Here is a 4,080-nt window from a genome sequence, read left to right on the forward strand (position 1 = left end):
GATCAACGCCGCGGGCGCGTGGGTGGACCAGATCGCCGCGCTCGCGGGCATTGCACCCATCGGCATCCAGCCGCGTCGACGCTCGGCATTTCTGTTCGAAGCGCCCACCGGAATGGACACCTCGCGCTGGCCGTTCGTCACCGACGTCGACGAAGGTTTCTACTTCAAGCCCGATGCCGGCCTCCTGCTCGGCTGCCCAGCGAACGCGGATCCGGTGATGCCGCACGACGTGCAGCCGGAGGAGCTCGATATCGCCATCGGCATCCATCGCATCGAAGAGGCGACCACGATGACCATTCGCCGGCCCACGCGCACCTGGGCAGGCCTGCGCTCATTCGTTGCCGATGGTGATCTGGTGGGCGGTTTCGCGCCGGGTTCCGGTGATTTCTTCTGGGTCGCGGCGCAAGGCGGCTACGGCATCCAGACCTCGGCGGCGATGGGTGAAGCCTGCGCGAATCTCGCCCTGGGCCGTCCGTTGCCCGGCCATCTGCAGGATGCCGGCGTCACCGCCGACATGCTCGATCCCCGGCGCCTGAAGGGCTGACTCGGGCGCGTTCGGGAGCGCCGCCGGCCCAACAACCCGCGGGCCGGTTTCCGGCACTCATGGTGTCGTCTGCCCGGCCRCCGGCCTCATATCCAGCGCTTCCCCACAATTCCATGCTGCATCGCCGCGACGGCCACCGCTACAATCGGGCAGGTCGGCGCTCGCGCCGACACCCGCTGACGGTAGGGATGCCTGGCGCTGTCCAGCGCCAGCGGCGCGTTGCTTGGTATAACCAAATCAAAGAGTTGGGCCCTGTATGCTGCTGATGATCGACAACTACGACAGCTTCACCTTCAACCTCGTGCAGTACCTGGGCGAGCTGGGCCAGGCGGTGAAGGTGGTGCGCAACGACGCGCTGGACGTGGCTGGCATCCGGGCGCTCAAGCCCTCCCACATCATGATTTCGCCGGGCCCCGGCACGCCGGACGATTCGGGCGTGTCGCTGCAGGTGCTGAGCGAGCTGGCCGGTGAGATCCCCGTGTTCGGCGTGTGCCTGGGTCATCAGGCCATCGGCCAGGTGTTTGGCGGCAAGGTGATCCGCGCCAAGCAGATCATGCACGGCAAGACTTCGCCGGTGCGTCACCGCGGCCAGGGCGTGTTCGCCGGGCTGCCCGATCCGTTCGAGGCGACGCGCTATCACTCGCTGGTGGTGGAGCAGGAGTCGTTGCCCGACTGCCTCGAAGTGACCGCCTGGACGGAAAACGCCGACGGCAGCATCGACGAGATCATGGGCCTGCGCCACAAGACGCTGAACGTTGAAGGCGTGCAGTTCCATCCCGARTCCATCCTCACTCAGTACGGCCACGACTTGTTGCGCAACTTCCTCGGCCTGCCGTTGAAGCTCGCGGCATGAACGTGGCAGGCAACGTGGGGCGCCGCGTCACCATCACGCCGCAGGAAGCGCTACAGCGCACCATCGAGCACCGCGAGATCTTCCACGATGAAATGATCGAGCTGATGGGGCAGATCATGCGCGGCGAAGTGAGCCCGCTGATGACCGCCGCCATCATCACCGGCCTGCGTGTGAAGAAAGAAACCGTGGGCGAGATCACCGGCGCGGCGCGCGTGATGCGCGAGCTGTCGGCGAAGGTGGAACTGCCCGCGCACGAGCACTTCGTSGACATCGTCGGCACCGGTGGCGATGGTGCCTCGAGCTTCAATATTTCCACCACCTCGATGTTTGTTGCCGCCGCCGCCGGTGCGCGCGTGGCCAAGCATGGCGGTCGCAGCGTGTCGTCCAAGTCGGGCAGCGCGGATGTGCTCGAAGCGCTGGGCGCAGTGATCGATCTGCCGCCCGCAAAAGTGGCCCAATGCATGCAGGAAGTCGGCATCGGCTTCATGTTTGCGCCCAACCATCATCCTGCGATGAAGGTGGTGGCGCCGGTGCGCAAAGAGATGGGCGTACGCACGCTGTTCAATATCCTCGGACCGCTGACCAATCCGGCCGGTGCGCCGAATATTTTGATGGGCGTGTTCCATCCCGATCTGGTCGGCATCCAGGTGCGCGTGCTGCAGGCGCTGGGCGCGAAACACGCGCTGGTGGTGTGGGGACGCGACGGCATGGACGAGATCTCGCTGGGCGCGGCCACCCTGGTGGGCGAACTGCGCGACGGTGAAGTGCGCGAATACGAAGTGGAGCCGGAAGATTTCGGCCTCGCCATGGCGTCCAGTCGTAATCTGCGCGTTGAGAATGCGGAAGAATCGCGTGCCATGCTGCTCGAGGCCCTGGAGGGGCGTCGTGGCGTGCCGCACGACATCGTGTGCCTCAATGCGGGCGCTGCGCTGTACGCTGCCAATGTGGTGGATTCCATCGCCGCAGGCATCGAACTCGCACGCTCAACCATCGCCAGCGGCGCTGCTCGTGCAAAAATGGACGCCTTCGTCGCCGTCACACGGCGTCTGGCGGAAGCGTCCTGACGCTCACGCTACTTTCATCCCCTTTCCCCGCAAGCTTTTGCCATGACCGACATCCTCCAGCGCATCCTCACCCGCAAGACTGAAGAAGTGGCCGAACGCAGCGCCAGGCTGCCGCTGGCAGAACTGTCCTCGCGCGTGGCCGATCTGCCGGAAACCCGCGGTTTTGCGGCCGCGATCGAGGCGAAGGTGGATGCCGGCCAGGCCGCTGTCATCGCTGAAGTGAAGCGCGCGAGCCCGAGCAAGGGCCTGATCCGTCCGGATTTCGATCCCGCCGCGATCGCGCGCAGCTACGAGCAGGGCGGTGCCGCCTGCCTGTCGGTGCTCACCGATAAGGATTTTTTCCAGGGCAGCGAAGATTTCCTGCAACAGGCGCGCGACGCCTGCTCGCTGCCGGTGCTGCGCAAGGATTTCGTGATCGACCCGTACCAGGTGTACGAAGCGCGCGTGATCGGCGCGGACTGCATCCTGCTGATCGTGGCGGCGCTGAGCGACTCCGCGCTGCTGGATCTGTCGATGCTGGCGGCCGAGCTCGATCTGGACGTGCTGTGCGAAGTGCACGACGCCGAGGAACTGGAGCGCGCGCTCGCGCTGCCGGTGCCGCTGATCGGCGTGAACAACCGCAACCTGCGCACGTTCCACACCTCGCTGGATACCTCGCTGGAATTGCAGCAGCTGATGGAATACGACCGCATCCTGGTCAGCGAATCGGGCATCCACACGCCCGACGATGTCGCCACGCTGCGCGAGGCGGGCATCAACGCCTTTCTCGTGGGTGAAGCCTTCATGCGCGCCAACGATCCGGGCGCGGAACTGAAGCGCCTGTTCGCCACGGCCTGAGTCTCGGGCAGGTCGACGCATGAGCACAGGGGAAACCGGTCTGGAGTCGGCAGCGGCGGAAGCAGCCGTGGCCGCGCCGCGCACGGTGTTGTTCGATTTCGATGGCGTGCTGATTCACGGCGACGCCTTTTATCTGTTCATGCGCGAGCGCTTCCAGCGCTCGTGGCTGCGCAAGTTCGGCGCCTTGCTGGCGCTGCCGTGGATGCTGCTGGTGGTGCCGTTTTCGCGTCGTCTGGCCGAGCGCGCGCTAGTCCATGTGGGTCTGATGGGTCTCAACGAGCGTCGCTACCGCCTGGCGGCCGAAGCGTTCGGTGCAAGCCTGACGCGTCGCCCCAAGCAATTTTGCCGCGACGGCCTGAACGCCTTGCGCCGCCATCAGGCCGCGGGCGACCGCGTCATCGTGGTCACCGGCTGCGAGCACGTGCTGGTCAGCCACATCCTGTCTCAGCTGGGCCTGGGCGAAGTGGACGTGCTGGCTTCGCAGCTGCGTCCCGGACCGCTGGGCATGCGCGTGAAGCTGCACAATGTGGGTCGCCGTAAACCCGCGCAGCTGGCGGCTTTCGGGGTTGGCGAGTGGCATGTGGCCTATAGCGACTCGCTGGTCGATGCCCCCATGCTCAAGCCTGCCGCGGAAGCCGTCCTGGTCAACGGCACGCCCAAGCTCTGCAAGAAGCTGGAGCRGGCACTGGGTCGCACGATTACCCGCGTCGACTGGTTCTAACCCACAGCTCGTTGTGGGAGCGCACTCTGTGCGCGACACCGGTCGTTGTGGGAGCGCACCC

General features: G+C 65.8%; 5 protein-coding genes. All 5 read left to right on the top strand.

Annotated elements, in window-relative coordinates:
* A partial coding sequence (locus AC1DMG_RS20540) for an NAD(P)/FAD-dependent oxidoreductase (RefSeq protein WP_477181004.1) occupies positions 1-544 on the top strand: 544 nt, incomplete at its 5' end.
* Positions 545-800: 256 nt separating this feature from the next.
* A complete protein-coding gene (locus AC1DMG_RS20545; protein ID WP_477175055.1) occupies positions 801-1,397 on the top strand; it encodes an anthranilate synthase component II in 597 nt (198 codons plus the stop codon).
* Complete coding sequence (trpD, locus tag AC1DMG_RS20550) at positions 1,394-2,461, top strand: anthranilate phosphoribosyltransferase (protein WP_441605484.1); 1,068 nt, start codon at positions 1,394-1,396, stop codon at positions 2,459-2,461. The genes AC1DMG_RS20545 and trpD overlap by 4 nt, the downstream gene beginning before the upstream one ends.
* A gap of 42 nt (positions 2,462-2,503) precedes the next feature.
* On the top strand, positions 2,504-3,298 hold the full coding sequence (gene trpC, locus AC1DMG_RS20555) for an indole-3-glycerol phosphate synthase TrpC (protein ID WP_441605485.1): 795 nt from the start codon (positions 2,504-2,506) through the stop codon (positions 3,296-3,298).
* A 19-nt stretch (positions 3,299-3,317) separates the two neighbouring features.
* Positions 3,318-4,019, top strand: coding sequence for an HAD family hydrolase (locus AC1DMG_RS20560; RefSeq protein ID WP_477181005.1), 702 nt, complete (start codon positions 3,318-3,320; stop codon positions 4,017-4,019).
* The last annotated feature ends 61 nt before the right edge of the window (positions 4,020-4,080 follow it).

Source organism: Dyella sp. 01N36 (assembly GCF_056399745.1).